This is a genomic window from Hymenobacter cellulosivorans (assembly GCF_022919135.1).
In the GTDB taxonomy this organism is placed as follows: Bacteria; Bacteroidota; Bacteroidia; order Cytophagales; family Hymenobacteraceae; genus Hymenobacter; species Hymenobacter cellulosivorans.
This window is the reverse complement of sequence record NZ_CP095049.1, coordinates 1,619,983-1,641,839: the sequence shown is the minus strand read 5'-3', so window position 1 is coordinate 1,641,839 and position 21,857 is coordinate 1,619,983. Positions and strand designations below refer to the sequence as shown.

20 protein-coding genes, 1 tRNA gene and 1 pseudogene are annotated in these 21,857 nt (G+C 58.6%); 12 read left to right on the top strand and 10 right to left on the bottom strand.

Translation table 11 applies throughout. The features are described 5' to 3' along the window. Nucleotides 1–19 precede the first annotated feature (19 nt). From MUN80_RS07045 to MUN80_RS07035, 3 genes are all read left to right on the top strand, one after another. The gene (locus MUN80_RS07045) at nucleotides 20–940 is read left to right on the top strand and encodes a 1-aminocyclopropane-1-carboxylate deaminase/D-cysteine desulfhydrase (protein WP_244721547.1); all 921 of its coding nucleotides are present in this window, start codon (nucleotides 20–22) and stop codon (nucleotides 938–940) included. A 67-nt stretch (nucleotides 941–1,007) separates the two neighbouring features. Then, complete coding sequence (locus tag MUN80_RS07040; protein WP_244721539.1) at nucleotides 1,008–1,646, top strand: DUF4230 domain-containing protein; 639 nt, start codon at nucleotides 1,008–1,010, stop codon at nucleotides 1,644–1,646. 12 nt (nucleotides 1,647–1,658) lie between these two features. After that, nucleotides 1,659–2,066, top strand: a complete 408-nt coding sequence (locus tag MUN80_RS07035) for a hypothetical protein (RefSeq protein WP_244721538.1) — start codon at nucleotides 1,659–1,661, stop codon at nucleotides 2,064–2,066. Nucleotides 2,067–2,078: 12 nt separating this feature from the next. Here MUN80_RS07035 and MUN80_RS07030 read toward each other — a convergent pair whose 3' ends face one another. Continuing rightward, nucleotides 2,079–2,588, bottom strand: a complete 510-nt coding sequence (locus MUN80_RS07030) for a regulatory protein RecX (RefSeq protein ID WP_244721537.1) — start codon at nucleotides 2,586–2,588, stop codon at nucleotides 2,079–2,081. Nucleotides 2,589–2,685: 97 nt separating this feature from the next. Between MUN80_RS07030 and MUN80_RS07025 the strand changes: the two genes are divergently transcribed. The 5 genes from MUN80_RS07025 (at nucleotide 2,686) to MUN80_RS07005 (ending at nucleotide 9,778) form a co-directional block, all read left to right on the top strand. Then, nucleotides 2,686–3,963 carry an MFS transporter gene (locus MUN80_RS07025; RefSeq protein ID WP_244721536.1) on the top strand — a complete coding sequence of 426 codons (1,278 nt, stop codon included), beginning with the start codon at nucleotides 2,686–2,688 and terminating at the stop codon, nucleotides 3,961–3,963. Between the two features lie 70 nt (nucleotides 3,964–4,033). Then, nucleotides 4,034–4,918 carry a DMT family transporter gene (locus tag MUN80_RS07020; protein WP_244721535.1) on the top strand — a complete coding sequence of 295 codons (885 nt, stop codon included), beginning with the start codon at nucleotides 4,034–4,036 and terminating at the stop codon, nucleotides 4,916–4,918. Between the two features lie 206 nt (nucleotides 4,919–5,124). Further along, entirely contained in the window at nucleotides 5,125–5,925 is an 801-nt protein-coding gene (locus tag MUN80_RS07015) for a ferritin-like domain-containing protein (protein WP_244721534.1), read from the top strand. Nucleotides 5,926–5,965: 40 nt separating this feature from the next. After that, nucleotides 5,966–6,946, top strand: a complete 981-nt coding sequence (locus tag MUN80_RS07010) for a ferritin-like domain-containing protein (protein ID WP_244721532.1) — start codon at nucleotides 5,966–5,968, stop codon at nucleotides 6,944–6,946. Between the two features lie 183 nt (nucleotides 6,947–7,129). Next, complete coding sequence (locus MUN80_RS07005) at nucleotides 7,130–9,778, top strand: DUF5686 and carboxypeptidase regulatory-like domain-containing protein (RefSeq protein WP_244721530.1); 2,649 nt, start codon at nucleotides 7,130–7,132, stop codon at nucleotides 9,776–9,778. A gap of 68 nt (nucleotides 9,779–9,846) precedes the next feature. Here the strand turns inward: MUN80_RS07005 and MUN80_RS07000 are convergent, their stop codons facing one another. Genes MUN80_RS07000 through MUN80_RS06985 form a run of 4 tightly spaced genes read right to left on the bottom strand, consistent with a single transcriptional unit; the run spans nucleotide 9,847 to nucleotide 12,257 of the window. After that, on the bottom strand, nucleotides 9,847–10,140 hold the full coding sequence (locus MUN80_RS07000; RefSeq protein ID WP_244721527.1) for a DUF4834 family protein: 294 nt from the start codon (nucleotides 10,138–10,140) through the stop codon (nucleotides 9,847–9,849). Then, nucleotides 10,140–10,910, bottom strand: coding sequence for an FkbM family methyltransferase (locus MUN80_RS06995; protein WP_244721524.1), 771 nt, complete (start codon nucleotides 10,908–10,910; stop codon nucleotides 10,140–10,142). Before MUN80_RS06995 ends, MUN80_RS07000 begins: the two co-directional genes overlap by 1 nt. 30 nt (nucleotides 10,911–10,940) lie before the next feature. After that, nucleotides 10,941–11,765 carry a hypothetical protein gene (locus MUN80_RS06990; RefSeq protein WP_244721523.1) on the bottom strand — a complete coding sequence of 275 codons (825 nt, stop codon included), beginning with the start codon at nucleotides 11,763–11,765 and terminating at the stop codon, nucleotides 10,941–10,943. A 33-nt stretch (nucleotides 11,766–11,798) separates the two neighbouring features. Further along, a complete protein-coding gene (locus MUN80_RS06985; RefSeq protein ID WP_244721521.1) occupies nucleotides 11,799–12,257 on the bottom strand; it encodes a hypothetical protein in 459 nt (152 codons plus the stop codon). Nucleotides 12,258–12,446: 189 nt separating this feature from the next. Here MUN80_RS06985 and MUN80_RS06980 point away from each other — a divergent pair. Beyond that, nucleotides 12,447–12,519, top strand: a tRNA-Thr gene (locus MUN80_RS06980). A gap of 94 nt (nucleotides 12,520–12,613) precedes the next feature. Here the strand turns inward: MUN80_RS06980 and MUN80_RS06975 are convergent. Then, nucleotides 12,614–13,426, bottom strand: coding sequence for a phosphatase PAP2 family protein (locus MUN80_RS06975; protein WP_244721519.1), 813 nt, complete (start codon nucleotides 13,424–13,426; stop codon nucleotides 12,614–12,616). Nucleotides 13,427–13,623: 197 nt separating this feature from the next. Then, on the bottom strand, nucleotides 13,624–14,409 hold the full coding sequence (locus MUN80_RS06970) for a hypothetical protein (RefSeq protein ID WP_244721517.1): 786 nt from the start codon (nucleotides 14,407–14,409) through the stop codon (nucleotides 13,624–13,626). Between the two features lie 349 nt (nucleotides 14,410–14,758). On the opposite strand from MUN80_RS06970, the gene MUN80_RS06965 reads away from it, so the two are divergent. Continuing rightward, nucleotides 14,759–15,493 carry an SDR family NAD(P)-dependent oxidoreductase gene (locus MUN80_RS06965; protein ID WP_244721514.1) on the top strand — a complete coding sequence of 245 codons (735 nt, stop codon included), beginning with the start codon at nucleotides 14,759–14,761 and terminating at the stop codon, nucleotides 15,491–15,493. 241 nt (nucleotides 15,494–15,734) lie between these two features. Here MUN80_RS06965 and MUN80_RS06960 read toward each other — a convergent pair whose 3' ends face one another. Continuing rightward, the gene (locus tag MUN80_RS06960) at nucleotides 15,735–16,097 is read right to left on the bottom strand and encodes a hypothetical protein (protein WP_244721510.1); all 363 of its coding nucleotides are present in this window, start codon (nucleotides 16,095–16,097) and stop codon (nucleotides 15,735–15,737) included. Between the two features lie 314 nt (nucleotides 16,098–16,411). Between MUN80_RS06960 and MUN80_RS06955 the strand changes: the two genes are divergently transcribed. Next, the gene (locus MUN80_RS06955; protein WP_244721507.1) at nucleotides 16,412–17,023 is read left to right on the top strand and encodes a C40 family peptidase; all 612 of its coding nucleotides are present in this window, start codon (nucleotides 16,412–16,414) and stop codon (nucleotides 17,021–17,023) included. A 182-nt stretch (nucleotides 17,024–17,205) separates the two neighbouring features. Then, nucleotides 17,206–17,559 (top strand): annotated as a pseudogene (locus MUN80_RS26085) (YkvA family protein); the annotation flags it as partial. A 544-nt stretch (nucleotides 17,560–18,103) separates the two neighbouring features. On the opposite strand, the gene MUN80_RS06945 reads toward MUN80_RS26085, so the two are convergent. Continuing rightward, nucleotides 18,104–18,376, bottom strand: coding sequence for an acyl carrier protein (locus MUN80_RS06945; RefSeq protein WP_244721492.1), 273 nt, complete (start codon nucleotides 18,374–18,376; stop codon nucleotides 18,104–18,106). Between the two features lie 46 nt (nucleotides 18,377–18,422). Then, entirely contained in the window at nucleotides 18,423–21,857 is a 3,435-nt protein-coding gene (locus tag MUN80_RS06940) for an efflux RND transporter permease subunit (RefSeq protein WP_244721487.1), read from the bottom strand.

The following is a 21,857-nucleotide window of genomic DNA, read 5'->3' as shown; positions in this document are numbered from 1 at the left end:
ATTCGCACATTAATCAGCTATGCTCATCCAGGAACTCCACGAGCCTATTGCGGTACAGTGCGGGGTGCGGTTGTTACTCCTGCGTGACGATTTGGCCCACCCGGAGCTACCCGGCAACAAGTGGCGCAAGCTCAAGTACAACCTGCAGACCGCCCGTACGCAAGGCCACGACACGCTGCTGACGTTCGGCGGGGCCTTTTCCAACCACATTGCCGCCGTAGCCGCCGCCGGCCGCCTACAGGGCTTCCGCACCATCGGCCTGATTCGGGGGGAGGAAATCTTGCCGCTCAATCCTACCCTGGCGCGGGCCACCGCTGATGGAATGCAGCTGCGCTACCTCGACCGGGAAACCTACCGCCGCAAGCACGAGCCGGCGGTGCTGGCCGGGCTGCTCGCCCAAACCGGCCCGGCCTACGTGCTGCCTGAGGGCGGAACCAACGCCCTGGCCCTGCCGGGCTGCGCCGAGCTGATTACCGAGCTGACCGCCCAAACCAGCTTCGACTATATCGGGGTGGCCTGCGGGACGGGTGGCACGCTGGCCGGCTTGCTTACCGGGCTGGCCGGGCAGCGGGCGGCTCTTGGGGTAGCGGCGCTAAAAAACGGGGGCTTTTTGCAAGCCGACATCAACGCGCTGACTCAGGCCGCGGCGGGCGTGACGTACGACAATTATCAACTGCTAACGGATTACCACTTCGGCGGCTACGCCCATTTCTCGGCCGAGCTGCTCACCTTCATCCACAATTTCCAGGTCCGGCACGGCGTGCTGCTCGACCCGATTTACACCGGCAAGCTGCTCTATGCCCTCCTGGACCAGATTCAGCAGAGCTGCTTTCCGGTGGGCAGCACGGTAGTGGCCGTGCACACCGGCGGACTGCAGGGCTGGCAGGGTTTTCGGCAGCGGTTTGGGCAGCGCAGCTCGTGGTGGCCGCCGGTAAGCTAATATTGGGCAGCCAAACGGTAACCTGAACCGTACTGCTTTTCAACAACCCGCTCCGCCGCCTCTGCCTATGCCGCCCCTGTTTCGTTTGCTCCGCCGCCTGTTGCCCCTGCTGTTTCTGGTGGCGCTAGGCTGGTTTCTGTGGAAGAAAGTCCAGCCCACACTGTTTGATTTCGGCAATCCGCTCACGCCCGAGCCCCGCGTGACCGTAACCCACAACACAGTCCTGACCAAGATTGAAGCCCTGGGCCGCCTGGAATTGGTGCGCTACCAGTTTAAGGACGTGGTGGAGTACCGCAAGAGCACCTACCGGTTTTTGCCCGACTCGAAAGTGGCCCTGATTGTGGCCGGCAACGCCATCGGCTGCCTCGACTTGCGCAAGGTCAAGCCCCAGGACGTGGTGTTTGAAGGCGACTCGGTGGTGCGGGTGGCGTTGCCGGCTGCCGAGCTCTGCACCTGGCAGGTCGACCATAGCCAGAGCCGGGTATACAGCACCCAGAACTCGTTTTTCAACGATGCCGAGCTGGTGGATGAAGGCTATAAGTACGCTGAGAAGAATGTGCAGCGCGCCGCTTTGCAGTCGGGCATCCTGGCCCAGACCACCCAGAATGCCGAGCAGATTCTGCGCCCCATGCTCGAAACCATGACCGGCCGCCGCGTGATTCTAACCCAGCAAACGGCCCCGCCACAAATGCCGCAGCGGCGCTAACCAGATACTGCTATGGAAATCGTAGAGTATGAGCGGAGCTTGCAGTGGGTCGGGCACTTGGTGTGCCCCAACTGCCAGCACCAGAATATCGGCTGGCGCTCCAGTGGTATGAGCGAGGCTTTTCCGCACTTCTTTTGCTCGGCTTGCTCCAACGTTTTCCACCGGCAGTCCGACCACGACTTGGTGTACTACGAGGCCACTCCCGCACTGCTCGCCCAGATTGCGGCCACCTTGCCAGCCTGCCCCTGCGGCGGACACTTCACGCCTACGGCTGGCCCCAAGTGCGGCAATTGCCACGCGGAAATTCCCCTGGTCCGGGACCCGGTGCAGCATTTACACAACCCCAACATGGTGGTGCTGGACGGAGCCTGCGTCTGCAACGACGAGGGTGCCCGGTACCAGGTACGGATTGTTGACTGATGGATATAAGCTCTACTCCTCGTCCTGCTCCGGCTCTTTGCCCAGGTCATCTAGGGCCATTTTAATCAGGTCATTTTCGTAGCCTTTCACGGTCATAAACATCGTGAGCTTCTGGCGGCGCAGGCGCTGGTTGCCTTCCTTTTCTACGCGGTTGCGCTTTTCCAGCGTGTCCACGAGGTTCTGGTAGTACTGGTCGCCGTCAATTTCCTTCATCCCGATTTTGATGCAGTAGTCCGACAGGCCCTTCTGCTTGAGCTCCTGGGTGATGCGGCGGCGGCCCCACTTCTTGATGCCGACCTTGCCGCGCACGAAGGACTTGGCGAAACGCTCCTCGTCGAGCAGCTTTTCCCGGCTCAGGCGGATGATGATTTCGCCGGCCTCGTCTTCGTTGAGGCCATATTCGCGCAGCTTGGCTTCCACTTCCTTGGTGGTCCGCTCCTGGTAGGCGCAGTAAGCCGCAATTTTGGGCAGGGCCTCGCCGGGCGTGTAAAACTTCTTCTTGGGGGGTTCGGATGAGTACATAAGCTGAGCGGCGGGGTTACTGACGGCCGGGTTTGTAACAACGCATGCGGGCGGTTTGTCGTTCGGCTGCAAGCTACCGTTTCCAGAACTTTGCCGCGTGAGAGAAAACCGTCGGGCCCTGCGCTTTTTGTTTACGGCCAATGCCATTTCCGGCTTTGCCCAAGGCATTTCCATGCTGGCCGTGCCCTGGTACTTTGCCCGGCAGGGTGCCTCTACCACCTTCAACCTGGTCTACGCCCTGGTCACGTTTGCCTCTCTGTTCTGGGGCATGTACGCCGGCGCCCTGGTCGACCGATTCGACCGGAAGCGGGTGTTTCTGGTGACCAATATCGTGGAAGGCCTGCTCTTGCTGAGCGTAGCGGCCTACGGCTTTGGTACGGGCTCAGTGCCGCTACCGGGTATTCTGCTGGCTTTCACCACCACCGTCTTCGGCTACGGCATTCACTATCCCAACCTCTACGCCTTTGCCCAGGAAATCAGCCGGCCGGAGGACTACGGGCGCATCACGTCCACTATCGAAATCGTGGGGCAGGCTACTTCGGTGGTGAGCGGGGCCCTGGCGGCGCTGCTCATCGAGGGCCTGCCGCTGGGTGGTACCTATCAATTGCTGGGCGCGTCGGTCACCTTGCCGTTTGCTGTAAAGGCCTGGCCTCTGCACCAGATTTTCCTGCTCGACGGGCTGACGTACGTGGTAGCCGTGGCCCTGATTGCCAGCATCCGCCACCAGCCGGTACAGCTGACGCAGGTGGAGCTGGGCACGCTCTGGAAACGGCTGCGCACGGGCGTGACCTACCTGCAGGAGCACCGCACCATCTGGATTTTCGGCTTGTTTTCCTTTTCGGTCTTTGTGGGCCTACTCGTGGAGCTCAATGCCCTGATGCCGATGTACATTCACAACCACCTGCGGGCCGGGGCCGGGGCTTTCGGAGCCGCCGAGGTAGCCTACGCCCTGGGCGCCCTGAGTGCGGGCGTATTTGTGCATCGCCTGTTTCAACACCAGCCCCCGGTTCGGTCCATCATCCTGCTGATGCTGCTGGCCGGTATGGGTTTCGGGGCGGCCGCCGCTACCCGCTCGGTAAGTTTGTTTCTGGCGTTTTCCCTGGTGCTGGGCATTACCAACGCCGGCACGCGCATTCTGCGGGTCAGCTACCTGTTTGCCCACGTGCCCAACGAAGTCAGCGGGCGGGTCAACAGCATTTTCAACGTGGCCAACGTGCTGCTGCGTACTGTTTTCATTCTGCTCTTTACCCTGCCCTTCTTTGCCCGCGGCTCCAACGTGGTGTGGGGCTACGCTGCCCTGGGTGCCTTTATCGTCGCTTCGGCCCTGGTGCTGGTGGCCCGCTACCGGCAGCTGTCGGCCGCGCCGGCTGGCTAAGCCAACTGCCCCTGATTCGTGTTACTGGTTGCCTTTCTTCCGCTCTACTGCCACCCGCTTACTCCCACCTATGCCCTTGACTTCCGGTGCCCGCTACATGTTGCTTTCTACGCTGCTCTTTGCCCTGATGAACGTGTGTGTGAAGCTGCTGAGCCACCTGCCGCCCCTCGAAATCATCCTGTTCCGCTCAATTGTATCTTTAGTAGCCAGCTACCTGCTGTTGCGGGCCCTGCGCATCCGGCCCTGGGGTTCCAACCACTTCTACCTGATTTCGCGGGGCGTCACGGGTGTGTTGTCGCTGATTCTGTACTTCTTCACCCTGCAGAAAATGCCGCTGGCCACGGCCGTTACCATTCAGTATCTGGCCCCGATTTTCACGGCCGTGCTGGGCATTTTCATTGTTCGGGAAAACGTGCGGCCCTGGCAGTGGGTCTTCTTTCTGCTGTCCTTCGTAGGCGTGCTGGTGGTAGAAGGTGTCGATACCCGCGTCGACCCGCTCTACCTGGCGCTGGGAGTGGCCTCGGCGCTGTTTGCCGGGTTTTCCTACAACTCTATTCGCAAGCTTAAAGGCAAGGAAAACCCGATGGTGGTAGTGTTCTACCTGCCGATGGTAGCTCTGCCCGTGGCGGCCGTGTACTGCCTCTTCGACTGGGTGCCGCCCCAGAACTGGGACTGGCTCTGGCTGCTGCTCACTGGCCTGTTGGCCCAGGGCGCCCAGCTCTGCCTGACCAAGGCCTACCAAGCCGAACGGCTGTCGAGCGTGGCCAACCTAAACTACCTCGGCATCCTGTACGCGGTGGGGCTGGGCCTGCTGTTCTTCAACGAAGCTTTTCCGGTGGCTGCTTACTTGGGCATGGCCCTGGTGCTGGTCGGGGTGGTACTCAATACCTGGTACACCAGCCGCCGGCCAGTAGTAGCCGCGCCGGTAGCGCCTACCGAGGAAGGTATTGCCTAAGCTCAACGGCTTACTGAGTACGTAGTTTATGCGGGTTCTGGATTTGGTATAAACCCGTAAATACATTTAAGAACTTAACGCAAAGCAAGAGGGAGCCATACGTATTTTAGTGTAACAAATACTGATTTTATTGCCAAAAATGGCCGACCGGCTTTAGGAAAGGCGTAGTACCCAAGCAGTCACTCACGCCTAATTCCTAAATAGCTATGACTAAACAAATCCATTCTGTTCCGACAGAAGACCACTCGCCCTCCGGCTTACAAAGTGCCCTCCCCCGTCGCGACTTCCTGCGTTACACGGGCGCCGGTCTTGCCCTGACTGGCTTACTCCTCACGGGCTGCGATGACGATGACGACAACGTTGACGCCAATGCTGGCGATGTTAACGTGGGCACCAGCGACATTGGGGTTCTCAACTACGCCTACGCCCTAGAGCAGCTCGAAGCTGCCTTCTACAACCAGGTCATCACCGGCGCCGCCGGTACCTACTTTGCCGGCCTGGGCGCTAACAGCGCTGAGCGCCAGATCCTGAACGACCTGGCCTTGCACGAAAAAGCTCACCGTGACTTTTTCAAGAACACGATTCCGGCCAACAGCATCATCAAGGATCTGACTCCGGACTTTTCGGCCATTGACTTCAACGTAGGCAAGCGCGCCAACGCCAGTGCCAAGCTGGGTGTACTCGACGCGGCTATGGCTTTCGAGGACCTCGGTGTGGCCGCTTACAACGGTGCCGGCCGCTTCATTACTAACCCCGTTTACCTGGCTTTGGCCGGTAAAATTGTGTCGGTAGAAGCCCGTCACGCTGCCCTCATTCGGGATTTGATGAACTACAACAGCTTCGTCGATAGCGACGTGGTTGAACTGTTTACGCCTACGGCCAACTCGGCTCCGGGTGTAGGTACGGGCCGTGGCACGGAAAAGTCCAAGAAGCCTTCGGAAGTGGTAACCACGGCCAACCAGTTTTTGCAGGCGGGTTCCAAGCTCAATGTGAGCGGCCTGGTGTAGTTCGTAGTCATTTCCCCGCTTAAAAATCAGCCTTTCAATTATGGATCTGTTCCAAATAATTACGGAAATTGAAAAAGTAGACCCGGAAGTCTACGACCGTTTTGACTCGCGCCGTCGGGTGTTCAAGCACCTTACCGGCATGGGCAAAAAGCTCACCGCCGCTGCTGTTCCTGGCTTTATAGGTGCTTTGTTTAACAAAGCCTATGGCCAAACGGCTGGCCCATCGGTAAATGATGTACTGAACCTGGCCCTGCAGCTGGAGTACCTGGAGTACTACTTCTACGACACGGGCCTGAAAACTACTGGCCTGATTCCGGCCGCCGACGTCCCTGCTATCGAGAAGATTCGCAACGATGAGGGCGGCCACATCAGAGTCCTGCGGGAAGCACTAGGTACGGCTGCTATTCCCGACCCCGGCCGTGACGCCTTCGACTATAGCGGTGGCAGAGGTTCCAAAATTGGCCCGTTTGCGGCGGCCCTGCTGCCCACGCCCGCCGGTACCGACTTGTACTTTGGCGTAGCCCAGTCCTTCGTCGACACGGGGGTGCGAGCCTATAAAGGCGGTGCTCCTTTCCTAATGCCTAATAAGGACATTCTGGAAACGGCTCTGAACATTCACTCGGTAGAAGCTCGTCATAGCTCCCACATTCGCACCATCCGCCGCGGCCGGGCCGCTGGCGTTACCGGAGCAGGTGCTGCTACAACGGCTCCCAATGCTGACCTGAAAAAAGGCCCTAAGAGCTGGATTTCGCTCGACGACCAGGGTGGCCCTTCGCCAGACACGACGCCTTCAACCCGGGATGTGTATGGTCCTGGCACCAACCCGCCCCCAGCTGGCGTACCCACCGGCATCACTTTCCCTGGTGAAGAAAACGTTGTGCAGGCTACCCGTACCATCACGGCTGACAGCGCCATTTCGGCTGCCGCTGCTTCGGAGGCTTTCGACGAGCCCCTGGACTACGTGAAGGTAAAAGCCATTGCCCGCAATTTCGTGGATAACAGAACTCAGCTGTTTGTGTAACGCACACGTTTTGCATACTGAAAAAAGGACGGCCCATGGCCGTCCTTTTTGTGTTTGTACGCCCTGCTTCGGGCTGGCCGCCATTGGTCGAAAATTGGTCGAAAAGGAATTGCCTGTGCTTTCCATGCAACCCTATCATGTGGGAATTCATCTACCTTCACACCTCCCGCAAACCAACTTTCTATGGCTCGTTATTTAGTTATTCTTCTTGCTCTATTGAGCACGGTGGCTGCGCAGGCGGGCATCGTGCGTGGCAAAATTACCGACCCTAAGGGTGAGCCCCTGGCCTTTGCCAACGTGGCCGTGCGCGGCTCAGCCTCCAGCACGGCCTCCAACGAGCAGGGCAGTTACCAGCTGCGCCTGGAAGCCGGGCTCTACGAAATCGTGTACCAGTACGTGGGCTTCAAGCCGCGGGTGGAAAAGCTGACCGTAGCGGGCGGCGACACAGCCACGGTGCTCAACGTAACCCTGACGCCGGAAAACTATAATCTGGGCGAAGTGCTCATCCGGGCCTCCGACCGGGACCCGGCTTATGCCATTGTGCAGCACGCCATTGACTGGCGTAAGTATCACCGGGCTGAAGTGGCCGCCTTTACGGCCCGTATGTATATCAAGTCCATTATCCGTCTTACCGAGGTGCCGGGCAAGATTATGGGCCTGGTAAAAGTTGGGCCCGACATCAAGACGGGCGTGGTGTACTTGTCGGAGTCATTGTCGGATATGACCTTCCGCCAGCCGGGCAAGATTCAGGAGCGCATGATTTCGTCGCGGGTGAGCGGCAGCAGCAAAGGATTCAGCTTCAACCGGGCCTCCAAGAGCTTCAACTTTTACGACAATCTGCTGCAGTCGGGCTTTTCGGAGCGGGGCTTCGTCTCGCCGGTGGCCCAGAATGCCATGCAGTTTTACCGCTACGAACTGGTAGGCACCTCAGTGCAGAATGGCATTACCATCAATAAAATCCGCGTCACGCCCCGCCACCGCATCGACCCCGCGTTTTCGGGCTTCATCTACATTGCCGAAGATGGCACCTGGCGCCTGCACAGCCTCGATTTGAGCCTGGATTCCAATTCCGGCATCGAGTATGTGGACAAGCTGCGGGTTGAAATCCTGTACGCCCCGGCCCCCGGCCACCCCCAGGCCTGGATTATTCAGTCGCAGAAAGTCAGCCTGAACGCCGGCGGACTGGGCTTCAAGGGCAACGGCAGCACCAACGCGTCCCTTTCCAACTACCGCGTGACGCCGACATATCCCGACAAGCCTGTGGTAGCGCCCACGCCGGCGCCCAGCACCGAGCCGGCCCACCGCGAAACGGTAGCCGAAGCCAAGCAGGAACGGCCCCAGCTACGCGGCCTCACCCGTACCATCCGCCGCGACGCCAAAGCCAAGGCCCAGCAGGAAATTCCGTTGCCGGAAGGCGGCATTGCGCTGGCACCTATGGCCAAGGGCCAGGTAATGCTGATTGAGAAAGGCGCCAACGAGCGGACCGAAGCTTACTGGGACTCTATCCGGCCCATTCCGCTCAGCGAGGAGGAAATCAAGGATTACCACGTCAAAGACAGTGTGGAAGTCATCCAGAAGTCGAAGCCCTACCAGGATTCCATGGACCGGATCCGGAATAAGCCCAGCTTTATGGGTCTGCTTATCGGGGGCTACACCTACAACAATACCTTCGAGCGGCGCTTTATTTCGATTGAGTCGCCAACGGATAAGATGGTCTACAACACGGTGGAAGGCCTGGTTATCAACCTCAATGCCACCTACACCCAGCGCTACGAAGACCGCCGCAACTACGTGCTGGAACCCACACTGCGCTACGGCTTTTCGAGCAAGCAACTCAGCCCCAGCCTGCGTGGCAGCTATACATTTAAGCCCGAGTCGTTCAGCCGCGTGGGCTTTGCCGTCGGCCGCACTATTGTCGACTTCGACCCCTACAACAACCAGCCGCATACGCCCTTTAACGCCCCGCTGCTCAATACGACGTACACGCTGCTGGCCAACCGCAACTACAACAAGTACTACCAGCGCGACGGGCTGGAGATAAACTACCGCACCGAGGCGTTTAACGGCTTCTTCGTGAACCTGGCCGCGGGCTACGCCGACCGGCAGGAGCTCTACAACACCACCGTGGAGCTGATTCGGGACGTGCCAGGCCGGGCTTTCACCCCGAACCGGCCCGAAGCGGTAGAATTGCCCCAGGGCACCGGCTTCGGCCGCAGTCAGGCCCTGACGCTGGACTTGGGCCTGACCTGGCAGCCCGGCCAGCAGTACGTTACCCGCCCCGACGGTAAGTTCAACCTCTACAACTCCCGCTACCCGCGCCTGTCATTGGGCCTGCGCCAGGCCTTCCGGGGCGTGCTGGGTGCCGACGTGCGCTTTACCCGCCTGGAGCTGGGCGCCCAGAAAGAATTGGGCTTTGGCCTGTTTGGGGAAACCCGCCTGAGCGCCACGGCCGGAGCCTACCTCGGCTCCCCCGACCTCACTTTCGTCGATTACCGCCACTTCGCCGGCAACCGCACTATTTTCGCCATCGACTTCGAGCGGCAGTTTCAGCTCCTCGACTACTACCGCTACAGCACGGCCGAGCGCTACGTCATTGCCCGCGGCAGTCACCACTTCAACGGGTTCTTCTTCAATAAGCTCCCGGCTTTCCGCCAGCTCAAGTGGCAGGAAGTGGTTACCATGAATTACCTCTACACGCCCACCGTCGGGAGTTACGCCGAACTAGGCCTGGGCGTAGAGCACATTTTCAAAGTGCTGCGCGTCGACTTCTTTACCTCATTACAGTCCCGGGAGAAAGCCGGGTCGGGCATCCGGATTGGGATTGGCTTCTAGAGGCTCGTTATTCACGAAAAAGGCCCGCGGTAATGCTACCGCGGGCCTTTTTTGAGCTTGAGTTATTCTTATTTCACTTCTTCAAAGTCAACGTACTCGCCGCCCTTGAAGTCCTGAGGCCGGCCCTGAGCCTGCTTGGGCGGCACAAAGTCGACGCGGACGTTGCCGCCGGCGGGTGGTGGGTTGGGCGCGGCGGGCCGGCCGCCAAAGGCTCCATCGAAGGGGGAAGCGCCGCCAAACTGCTGGCCGTAGCGCCGGGCCTGTTTCTGCACAAACCGGCCCACGAGTAGCCGCAGAATAACCGGCATCACGAACCGGAAAACCAGGGAAATGATGAGGAAAATGAGCAGAAACTTAACCATCAGGAAGCTAGCGGAGCAGCGGGGTTGGTGGGTTGAAAGTAAAAATCGGCGGTGACCGGGCTGGTGAGCTGCTCGGGCGGGCAAGGTACAAGCTCCAAACGCTCGGACAGCACAAATGGTTTATAGCCCAGCTGAGCCAGCAAATTGACCACAGTCTGACGGTTTTCCAAGCCGTTGAGCTCGGTCTGAATCAGGGGCCGGAAGCGGCGCAGCGTGGCCTGCATATTCCGAAACACCTCTGATTCGAAGCCTTCCACGTCGCACTTCACGAAATCGAGGCGGGGCAAATCGGCCAGCAGCTCGTCGGGGATGCGCATGGGCACTTCGTAGGTGCGGGCGTAGGTTTCGGCCGGGTTGCTGGCCGCTACTTTGGTCATGCCGTGGTGCAGCAGGCCGTTGCGCTCGGGTGTGCCCATGCGCACGGTCATGTTTTCGCCGCCCAGGGCATAGGGCAGCAGCGTCACGTTGTCGTGGCCGCTGAGGCGCACATTGTCGCGCCAGATTTCCTGAAACAGCGGAATGGGCTCGACGGCCAGCACCTTGCCCTGGGGCCCGGTCAGGCGCGACAACGCCACGGAGTAGTAGCCCAGGTTGGCGCCAATGTCGAGGCACACGAAGCCAGGCTGGATGAGCTTTTCCAGAAAAAACAGCTCCGGATATTTCTCCTTGCCCCAGCCGGCGCCCACCATGCGCAAATACACGCGACTCACCAGCCGGATATACCGCTCGAAGCCCAGGGCCCGAACCAGAAGTTTACGGAGTTCTTTCATCAGGCTGCAAAGATGCCGGAAAGCGCGGAATTAGACTTGCTCATGCTCCGGTTCGGCCCGGGTATCATACCGCCGCTGATTCAGCCAGATGGCCAGCGCCCCCACTGCCCAGCCCAGCACGGTACCCGTTAGCAGAGAAACAAAATACTGCCCCAGGTCTGCCAGGCGGGCCCCAGATTCCAGAATCAGCAGTACCGAACCAAGGCTGTACACCAGGCCAAATCCTGCCTCCAAAGCCGGGGCCAACAGCCGGGGACGTAGCGCCTGCCAGCCCAGCTGCCATTGCTGCTGCACCTGCTCCAGCACCGCCCACCAGCAGGCAAAGGACACGAGCAAATTCACGACCCGACCCAGCCAGAAAACTCCGCCGCTGATATAAGCCTGCCGGTCTACAGTTGACCAAACCAGGTGCTGCACCAGCGGATTCAGCAGCAGCTGCGTTGCAAATACTGCCACACTTACCCACAGCAAGCGGCGTAGGGGTTTTTCCTCGCGGCGGGCCAGCCGAACGGCTCCTAACCATACCGCCAGTGGCACTGCCAGGCTCAGGAAAGGATTAAACTCCCCAAAAATCGGGATATCCGAAGACCGGCTGAACAGTTGCTCCCAAAGAAGTCCCAGTAGCAGGTTCAACCCAACCAGCACGTAGTTTAGGATCTGCAGCCCGCGGGACTGTGGCCGGAAATATGCCAGCAGCGTCACCACGAAGCCCGCTAAGGCAATGCCCGCCACGATGGCCAGCAGCTGAAAGAATATTTCTAACCCGCTCAGCGCATCGGCCCGGGCCAGCAGGGGTATTGTTAGCAGAAAAACCACCAAGCTGAAGCGGCGCGCGTAACCGGAAGGAATGAGCATGTCCCTAAAGTAAGGGTTCTGCTTTTCCAGTGGCTATTTGCGGCTCTTGCTCCACAGCCGCGACGCGCCGGCCGCCGCTAAGCCACCCAACAGGTACCAGGCCACGGTCATGAGCTGGGTTTGGCGGGTGCGGTTGCTGGGCGCCTCGCCTAGCCCCAGTGGACCGGGCAGCACCACGCCGCCCACGCCAGCGGCCAGCCCCAGTAGGGCGCCCCGCCGCCACACCTTTTTGCCCCGACCTACCAGACTATAGTAGAGCCCGTTGGAAAGAATGTCGCCGGCCATGGTCAGGTTGAACAGCGTGTCATGGTCGGGCTGGGGAGCGTCGGTTTGGTTCAGGATTTTGCGCAGACCGCGCATTCCCAGCACATCCATGCGGGGTGCGTCGGGGGAGATGCGGCGGGCTGTTTCGTGAATAGCGGTAAGTACTAGGGCCCCAGCCAGGCCACTACCCAGGGCCTGAGGCAGGCGGGCGGATTTCTTTTTTTTCATAGCTCAGAAACAGAAAGCGCGGCCCGGAGCCGCCGGATGAAGCTGTTTTTCACTGCCAACGACAAACGTTGCCAGCGGGTTGTAGACGTAAAACGCAGCTTCCCCATAAATTTTTATGCCCGGCACTTGCGCCTTGTTTCTCCGGTTGCCTATCTTTGCCACCCCAACCCGCCAGGTTCTTTGGGAAATGCCTCTTTAGCTCAGTTGGTAGAGCAGCTCATTCGTAATGAGCAGGTCGTTGGTTCGAGTCCAATAAGAGGCTCACAAAAAAGCCCGCAAAGTCAGCATGACCTTGCGGGCTTTTTTTATTGCGCCTGCTGCTCTTTTCCGCCCCTAACTGCCGCATTAAGCCAAGCTTAGCTGGGCTGCCACCGCAGGCTCAGGCCGGTACCGCCGCCGGGCTGCCACGTCGGGGCCACGCGCCACTGCCGGCAAAACGGGCTCGGCTTGCGGCCCCACCGGTTGCGGTGACTCAGGTAGGCCAGGTGAGCCGACAGAATACCGAACCCAGCCCCAGCCAGCACATCCGACTCCCAGTGCCGGTTGTTGAGCATACGGAGCGTGCCCACGCCAGCAGCAATGGTATACGCCCCGACGCCGTACCACTGGCTTTTCTGCCGCAGCTCCTCGTGCACGATGGTAGCCGCCAAAAACGCCTGGGCCGTATGGCCCGAGGGAAAGGAGTTGTGAGCCGAGGCATCGGGGCGTAGCACACGGGTGCTGTACTTCACGGTCGTCACGGCCAGACTCATGAGCAGCTCCGATTTGGCAATGACTAGCAGCGTATTGAGCCGGTCGTCGTGGGCTTCTATGCCAAACATGGTCGTGGCGCCCAGTTCCAGGTAGGGCATATACTGCAGGTAGTCGTCGACGCGGGTGTGGAAGGCCGGGAAATGCTCCTGCAGCTGCTGGCGCATGGCGTAATTGCCCATCCCCGAATGGTTATCCAAACAAGCTACACCACTACCAATAAGCACGAGCGGCACGGCTGTGGCCTCCACCAGTTTTTTTTGGTACCAGGCCCGCACGGGTGGCTCCCCGCTGCGTCGCAGCTCCTCATATTTGTGCAGCGTGTCTGCGGGGTGTAGCGGAGCTTGGCCCCGGCCCAGCGTTGCCGATTTTAAGATTACCAGCAGAGCCAGTAGAAAGCGAAGGCGAAAAAACAGCATAAACCGGCAGACGTGCCCAACCCCTGAGCTACGAAAGAAGCAAGTAACCAGTGCTTTCTGGGTAAATCCTGAAGCTGTACTCAGGCCGCCCGATTTGCCTTCGTATGGCTCGAGCACCCCGCGGAGGTTAGTGCCAGAACATAAAAAAAGCCGGAGGCTATTGCCCCCGGCTTTCTTACTTAAGTAACAGCCCCGATTTACAGGTTGCCGCTGTAGTCATCATCACCCAGGCTCGACGAAGCGCTGGTGTTGGCGCTGCCGCTACGGTAGCCTGAGTCTTTGCTCGAAGATGAGGAAGAACGGTAATCAGAATTGGAGCCCGACGAGCGGTAGTCCGAAGAAGCACCCGAGCCGTAGCTCGAATCAGAGCCCGAGCGGCCCGAGCGGCTGGAGGCGCTGTTGCGGCCGTCTGAGCCATAGCTGTTCAGATAATCTTTGTTACCGGAGCTGTACGACTTGCCTGAGCTATAGTCCGAGCCCGATTTTGAGCGGTAGCTGTCCCGGCTCGACGACGATTTGCCGCCCGAGCGCAGCGAGAGCCAGCCGATACCGCCCAGCAGCAGGGCACCGCCTACTACTTTCTGGGTGGTGCTGAGCTTGTTTACTTGGTCGAGGGCTTTAGTGCCGAAGTCTTTCACCGACTGCGGAATCTCCTTGCTGCCATCGAGCCAGGATGAAATGTTCGTCCACGACTGAGCGCCTTGCTGGTTGCTCTGGCTGCGGTTCTGGTCTTGTTCTTGGTTGCGCGACTGGTCGGTCATGCTGGCGCTTGTGCGGTTAGCTGATGATTCCGAAGTAGCGGTGCGGGTATTTTGCGAGCCACCTACCGACGAGCTGGAGCTGGAGGTAGAAGCGGCAGTATTTTGGGAGTCAGCAGCGCCTTGCGAAGCGGAGTTGCTGGACTGCTGAGAAGAGGCATTGGCAGATTTGCTGGTACCGGTAGCGTTGGCACCCGAGGTGGGTTGATTCTGCTTGTTTTCCATGACAAATACGTGGGTTAGTACGGCAAAAATTCGCTTAGCCGTCAGGCTAAGTGTGTCTCTATTCGTAAACCCTGGCCCAGAGGTTTCATAAAAAACCTCTTTTTATTCCTAATCTACCCTTGACTTGGCTTACAGTTGCGCACCACGGTTGAGTTTTACCGCAGTCTGCTGCAACCCTAACACTGCCAGCAGCTTCAGCCATTTTCCGGCGGTACTTTAGAGTAAATGCCAGACCGAAACGAGCCCTTACGGCTCAGCTTGCTCTAACAACACAACCAAATACCGGGCTACCCGTCTTTGCAAAGCGGTCCGCCGTAAGTTGTTCGTATCAGCTAATTAGAAAATCACGATGGAAAAGCGTTTTCAGGATAAGGTATGCTTTGTAACCGGTGCTACTTCCGGCATTGGCCGCGCCACGGCCATGCAGCTAGCCCGCGAAGGGGGGAAGGTGGCCGTGCTGGGCCGCAACGCCGAAGAAGGCCGCGAGGTAGTGCGCGACATCAAGGCGGAGCAGGGCGAGGCTATTTTTATTCGTACCGACGTTGGCAAGGATGCCCAGCTGCGGCGGGCCGTGGAACGCACCCTGGCCACCTGGCAGCGCATCGACGTGCTTGTGAATGACGCGGCTATGATGACCTTCGAGCCCATTCTAAAGCTCGACCCCAAACAGTGGGACACTCTAATGACGGTGAACCTACGGGCATTTTTCCGCCTTTGTCAGCTCTGCCTGCCCCACATGAAGGGCGGCAGCATCGTCGTCATTAGCTCGGTGCACGCGCACCAGACTACTCCCAACGTGGTGCCCTACGCGGCCAGCAAAGGTGCCATTGAGGCCTTTGTGCGCGGCCTGAGCCTAGAAATACCGCACACCCAGGCCCGTATCAACGCCATTGCGCCCGGCGCCGTGGATACGCCCATGCTGTGGAGCAACCCCAATGTGAAGAGCGGCAAAGAGCAGATTACCGGCCAAGTGGGCACGCCCGAAGAGCTGTCGGCCGCCATCTGCTTCCTGGCTTCCCCCGAGGCCAACTTCATCAACGGCTCTACGCTGGCCGTCGACGGCGGCCGCTTGGCGGCTTTGTAAATGGCGAGATGGTGAGATAGTGAGTTGCCGTTCTATGACGTGTAACTCAGCACTGCTCGCCCTTAATTGTGCTGAGTATCCTTGAAGTGACAAGCCCTTTCCTGTTTGATACGGGAAAGGGCTTTCTATTTATACAGCCGGAACTAGCTGCGCATAGGAAGACTTGATGCTGCTTAGCGCGGGGAGTGGAGCTCCTGCCCGCAATGACAGAACTTCAAAAACTCACCATTTCGCCATTTCACTATTTCACCTTCGGCGTGGGGTGGCGCTGCTCGGGGCCGGGCAAGGGGCGGCCGGCGGCGTAGAGCACTGCGTCCCGCTCTCCGGCTTCGCGGGCCTGCACTTCGAAGGGAATGTTGTAGTAGCCGTGCTTGGCCCAGTCGCGCAGGTAGCGCCACAGAAAACCCAGGCGGCCATACTCCTGAAACTGGCGGATGTGTTCCATCTCGTGGGCCACCCAGTATGGGTCACTCAGGAACTGCTCCCGAGTGGCTCCGCTCAGGTGAATGCTGTTGCCCAGCACCATAGCCACGCTACCTGCTTTGAGCTTGAGCCGGGCGATGCGCGCCCAGGGCGAATTCTCAACAATATGGGGCAATTCCATAGGGCAAAAACTGAGGGCCGAGTATACGCCTATTCTAGATGAGCAGTTGCATCGAGCTCAACTATTATTCTGATATAATATTATACTTTATAAAGAACTTTTGGCGACTTTGGGGTAAAAACTAGGACGTTTAAAATTTATTGGCTTAGCTTTAACAAACGGGGAAGGCAGAAACCGTCTGTTTTCAACCCGGATTACCTCTTCAATCGATTTCCTTTTCGGTGGTTTAAGGAACCCAAACCTCACGAAAAAACAAAGTGCTTCGGCTTCCCTGCTGCCTCGGAAACGGAGATTTTGCCACCCTACGACGGACAATGAAAAACAGTATCCTGTATTGCCTCGCCGCTGCCTCGCTGGCCCTCTCTTTTTTCTTCGAATACGCTCCCGAATCTTCTAATACCCTTGGCGGTGCCTCTGTAGTAGCCACTGCTTCCCTCCTACCCGACTTTTCGGGCGACAATGGGGATGAAAACCACCCCCTGGCTACTTCCAGCGACTCCGTTGCTTATAGCCACTACTCCCAGGCCCTGGGCCTGAAGCTCACCTACAACGAAGACCAGAACCTGCTCCGTACCGTCGCCGATTGGATCGGGACGCCCTACCGCTACGGCAGCAACTCCAAGTCGGGCACCGACTGCTCCGGCTTCGTAACCCGCGTTTTTAAAGAAGTATACGGCATCACCCTGCAGCGCAGCTCCCGCTCGATGTTTGAGAAGGTAAAGCGCGTGGGCAAAGATGAAATGCAGAGCGGCGACCTGGTATTCTTCCGCCGTGGGCCCGGTCAGCCCATTTACCACGTCGGTATCTACCTGCAGGATGGCAAGTTTGCTCACTCGGCCACCAACGGGGGCGTGATGATCAGCTCGCTGAACCAGCCTTACTACCACCGCAACTTCTACGCCGCCGGCCGCGTAGACCTCAACTAACCGGCCGCCGACCGTACCTCAGTAGCAAAGCCCCGTTCCTCGAACGGGGCTTTTGTCGTTTTCAGCCTGGCTAGCGGTAGCAATAACCATTTTGCGCCGAACCAGTATTAGGGCGTATATAGTGAAACGCCCACAGTCAGGCGCTCATTTTGTAGCTTGGCCCCAAATTTACCCCTCTCCCCATGGATAAGAATAACCCCAAAGGCTCCGACATTGCCGGCTCCCTACTCTTCAAGAAGTTCCTTGGCAAAGCCGAGGACTATATCAAACGGCCCACGCGCGTGAAGCAGTTGCTGAACGATGCCTACCAGAAAGCCAGTGAAAAGAACGACGTGGGCACCATGGCTCATGAGGCCTGGGAAAACCTGCAAATCCTGTTCCGCCTGATCAAAACGTCGGTTTCGGGCGAATATACCGGCTTGCCTACGCCCACCATCGTGGCCGCTATTGCCGTGGTCATCTACTTTCTGAGCCCAATTGACTTGATTCCGGACTTCATCCCGGTGCTGGGCCTGCTCGACGACGTAGCTCTGGTAGCGTGGTTTACCAGCACCCTGACCGGCGAAATGGACAAGTTTAAGGAATGGGAACGGAGCCGCCCCATCGTGGTAACCGAAGCTACCGACATCAAGCCCGGCCCGGCTACTACTATGCAGTCGTCGGACGGCACTACGGCCAACTCCGGGCCCAAGCCCGAGCACTCGTTTCATCAGACCTCGGACGGCGCCCTGATGGGCACTGGTCCGGCTGTCGAAACCAAGGAGTCCACGAAGCGCGCCGGCAAGGTTGATCTGGGTCAGCCCACCAACAGCCGGGTTTCGGACACGGATTCGGGCATCTCCTCCCCCGACAGCAGCAACCCCAACCCCAGCCTGACCGGCCCCACGGACCCAGCCCCGAACGAAGACGTGAAGCCCCACGCTGATGACATTGCCAACCGCGGCGACAGCAGCCGTCAAGGCAACGACGGAGCCCTGGACAACGGCGGCAACGTGCGTTAAGCAACTTTAGCAACTAGCCATAAAAAAGGCTCCCAACCTGCGTTGGGAGCCTTTTTATGTGTAATACGGAGCGAAGTGGTTACGCGGCCCAATCGTGGGAGGGCGTGTGGGTAGCCACATAGGTCACAAAGTCGCCGACGGTGCTCAACGGCACTTCATCGGGGATGGTGATGTGAAAGTTACGCTCAATCTCGAGGATGATATCCACGACATCTACCGTATCGAAGCCCAATTCCTGGCTCAGGTTGCTGCTCACGCGCAAGCGAGTTGGTTTAATGGCTTTACGCTTGCTGATAATTCGCAGCACCTGCTGCTGAATGGATTTGGGGGCGGAAGTCGTTGAAGAACGCATAATGAACGACGTTGAACCAAGGGGTTAAAGGGGCGGAGAATGGAGGTTACGCTTCGGCCAACACTTCTCTCCGAACTGGAGAGTCAGTTTTAGTCGAATCGGTTGCAAAGTGGTCTGCCGAGCGACCAGTTATTTTTTCCCGCAGCTTTTCGCTGATCAGGTACATAACGGGCACTACCAGAAGGGTGATACCGGTGGCAAACACCAAGCCGAAAATGATGGTCCAGGCCAGGGGGCCCCAGAACGTTACCGACTCGCCACCAATGAAGAAGTGGGGCTCGAAGGAGTTGAACAGCTCGTAGAAGTCAATGTTCAGACCGATAGCCAGCGGAATCAAACCCAACGTGGCGGCCGTAGCCGTCAGGATTACCGGGTTCAGACGCGTACGGCCGGCCAGGATGATGGCTTCGCGCAGCGGCATACCCTGAGAGCGGAGCATATCGGTGAATTCAACCAGCAGAATACCGTTTTTCACCACGATACCCGCCAGGGCGATGATACCCACCCCGGTCATTACGATACTGATGTTCATGCCCGTAATGGCCAGGCCCAACATTACCCCGATAACCGAGAAGATGATTTCGGAGAGAATGATGAGCGGCTTGCTCACCGAGTTGAACTGCGTTACCAGGATCAGGAAGATCAGGGCAATGGCACCCAGGGCGGCTACGCCGAGGAAGTCGCTGGTTTCCTGCTGGTCTTCCTGGGCGCCACCCATCTTGATAGTGTAACCGGGAGGCGTAGGATAGGCCTTCAGGGCTCTTTCCACCTGCGCCACCACGTCGGGGCCAGTGAAGCCGTTCAGCACGTTCGAGGAGATAGTGATTACCCGCTTCACGTCTTTGCGCTTGATGCCGCCGTAGGTGGTGCTGTACTTCACATCGGCCACCGACGAAATCGGCACCTGGCGCATCTGGCCCGTCGCGTCGCGGAAGGTCAGCGGCGAGTTCATGATGGCGTCCACGTCTTCGCGGTAGGGTTTGGCGTAGCGCACCTGAATCGGATAGTCGTCGTCGGAAGTCTTGAATTTGCTGGCTTCCGAGCCGTAGATGGCCGTCCGAACCTCCACCCCGATCTGGGCGGTGCTAATGCCTTCGCGGTTGGCGCGAGTCCGATCGATGTTCACGGCAATTTCGGGGTTGCGGTCCTCCAGGTTGGAGCGCAGCTGCTCGATACCACCGATGTTCTTCGAGTTGATGTAGCGGGTCACGTCTTTCGACAGCTTAGCCAGTTCCTGGTAATCGTCGCCGACAACCTCAATGGCAATTGGTTTGCCCTGGGGCGGACCGCTCGATTCCTGGTCAACCGAAATTTCGGCGCCGGGAATACCTTTTACCACCTCCCGGATTTTGTCCATGTAGATGCTGGTAGCCTGGCCCTTCCGCTCGCTGAGCTCTTTGAAGGCGACGCCTACCTTCGCCAGGTTCGACTGCGAGGTACCGGCAGCCGAGGCTTCGCCGGGGTCGGCGGCACCAATGGCTACGTTGGTAATCACCGATTCTACGTCGGGGTTGTTGTTGCCAATTACGCCGTAGATGCGCTTTTCAAGGATTTGGGCAATTGAGTCGGTTACTTCAACCCGCGTACCCACCGGCATTTTCAGATAGGTATAGATGAACTTGGGGTCACCTTTGGGGAAGAAGTCGACTTTAGGCTTACGCACTCCTACGGCCACAATCGAGAGGAAGAAGAGCACAATCAGGCTGGCGACGATGCCGATCTGCCGCCAGATAGAGCCGCCGATGACCATGCGCACTAGGCTGGCGTAGCCGTCCATGAAGCGGGGTAACACCTTGGTCTGGAACCCGGCAATCATGTGTACAAACACAAACTTGTCGAGGAAGCAGAAGATGATGATGGTAATGAACAGGTTGCCGATGAAGGGCGAACTGGCTACGTAGCCAAGCAGGGCAATAACCAGCAGCACGCCCATGGCAATCAGGAAGTTCTTGGTCAGCTTAGGCTTTTCGCCGGTATGGTGGTCTTCGCGCTCCATGAACGACACGGCAAACACCGGGTTCATGATGAAAGCCACGACCAGGGACGACATCAGGGTGATGATGAGCGTCACGGGGAGGTAGAACATGAAGCTACCCACGATGCCCGGCCAGAACAGCAGCGGTACGAAAGGTGCTACCGTAGTCAAAGTACCAGCCAGTACTGGCACGAATACTTCGCCGGCGGCGTACTTGGCGGCCTGGGCCGTGGTCAGCTCGGGGTGCTCGTGGAGCAGGCGGTGGGTGTTTTCAATCACCACAATGGCGTCATCCACCACAATACCCAGGGCCAGCAGGAAGGCGAAGAGCACAATCATGTTCAGCGAGAAGTCGAACACGGGAATGAGCAGGAACGCCAGGAACATCGAAATCGGCACCGACAAGCCCACGAACAGGGCGTTGGTGGTACCCATGAAGAACATCAGAATCAGCGTTACCAGCAGGAAGCCGATGATGATGGTGTTGATCAGGTCGTGCAGGGTGACGCGGGTATCGTTGGAGGTGTCGCCGGTGATGGTGATTTTGAGCTCCTTGGGCAGAGTCTGCTTGGCGTCGTCTACGATTTCCTTGATTTTGTCGGAGGCGTCAATCAGGTTTTCGCCCTGGCGCTTCACCACGTTCAGGGTAATGGCGTTTTTACCGTCGAGGCGGGCAAAGGATTCCCGGTCCTTGAAGGCATCTTCCACGTTGGCAATGTCGCCGAGGCGCACGGCCGAGCCGCTCAGGTTCTTGATCTGAATGTCGGCAATGTCGGCGGCCCGCACGTACTGACCGGCCACGCGCACGGCGCGCTTCTGGGCTCCTACGTCGATGGAGCCACCCGAAATGGTGATGTTTTCGCGGGCAATGGCATTCTGAATGTCGGCGAAGCCCAGACGAGCGGCGCGCAGCTTATAGAGGTCCACGTCCACGTTTACCTGCTGCTCCAGAGCGCCGATGATGTCCACGCGGGTGATTTCGGGCAGGGCCTCAATCTTGTCCTGGAAGTCGTCGGCCAGCTTTTTGAGCTGAGCGGCGGGCAGGTTACCGGCCAGGTTGACGTTCATAATCGGCAGCTCCGACAGGTTTACTTCCTGCACGGTGGGCGGCGTGGGCAGGTCGTTGGGCAGCTCGGAGCTGGCCTTGTCCACGGCGTCCTTGATGAGCTGCTTGGCGTACTGCACGTCGACACCGGAGTTAAACTCCACGTCCACGATGCAATAGTCCTGGTTCGAGGTGGAGTTGATTTTCTTCACCCCGTTGACGCTCTTGATTTCCTTTTCGAGCTGGCGCGTCACCAGGTTCTCGATGTCGGCCGGCGAGGTGCCGGGGTAAATGGTGGCCACGATGATGCGCGGAATCACGATGTCGGGGAATTTCTCCTTGCCCAGCTTGATGTAGGCAAAAATCCCCGCCACGCACAGCAGCAGCGTGATGATGTAAATACTCGTTTTATTATTGATGGACCAACTGGTCGGTCCAAACTCTTTTTCCACGTCCTGCAT